The organism is Streptosporangium carneum, assembly GCF_027922005.1.
Classification (GTDB): Bacteria; Actinomycetota; Actinomycetes; order Streptosporangiales; family Streptosporangiaceae; genus Streptosporangium; species Streptosporangium carneum.
The window spans coordinates 1-562 of the sequence record NZ_BSEV01000132.1 but is presented as its reverse complement, the minus strand read 5'-3'; the positions used below and the strand labels follow the sequence as shown (position 1 = coordinate 562).

The window sequence follows — 562 nt, the reverse complement described above, 5'->3', positions numbered from 1 at the left end:
TGGCCGTAGCTTTTGCGAGCCCTGCCATCGACAATCTCTGTCCGTTTCTCACTTTTGCCATAGGCGTATGCCCCAGCGTAGATCGGGTTCTTCAGGAGCGAAATGACGCTCCGATAGCGGAGCGGCACCCAATCGAAGGACACTCTTTTGCGCCCGTCAGAAGGACGGGGGAAATGGAAATTGTCCGCGGTGAGCGAAATCAGCACCTGGCGGGCGCTACCAAGCTCGCGGAAGCGGGAAAAGATAAGGCGGATCGCCTCCTGCACCCGGAGATCAGGATCAAGCCCCAGACCATAATCACGGTGCCAGATATAGCCGATCGGAACACTGAGGCGCAGTTCCCCCCGTCGTGCTTTGGCGCGCGCCGCGTCGAGCATGCGCGTTCGCAAAATGCCGAGCTCAAACTCGCTGATGCTGCCCTTCATGCCCAACAACAAGCGATCATTCGGTCGACAAGGATCATACACGCCATCGAGATCGATCACGCGCGCTTCCACCAGGCCGCACAGTTCCAGGAGGTGATGCCAATCTCGACCATTACGGGAAAGGCGCGATGCGTCCA

The 562-nt window shown here is 58.7% G+C and carries 1 protein-coding gene; it reads right to left on the bottom strand.

The window, feature by feature from the left end; translation table 11 throughout:
- The coding region (locus PKF00_RS45015; protein ID WP_271223782.1) for a recombinase family protein at window positions 1–497 on the bottom strand (497 nt) is incomplete at its 3' end.
- Window positions 498–562 lie beyond the last annotated feature (65 nt).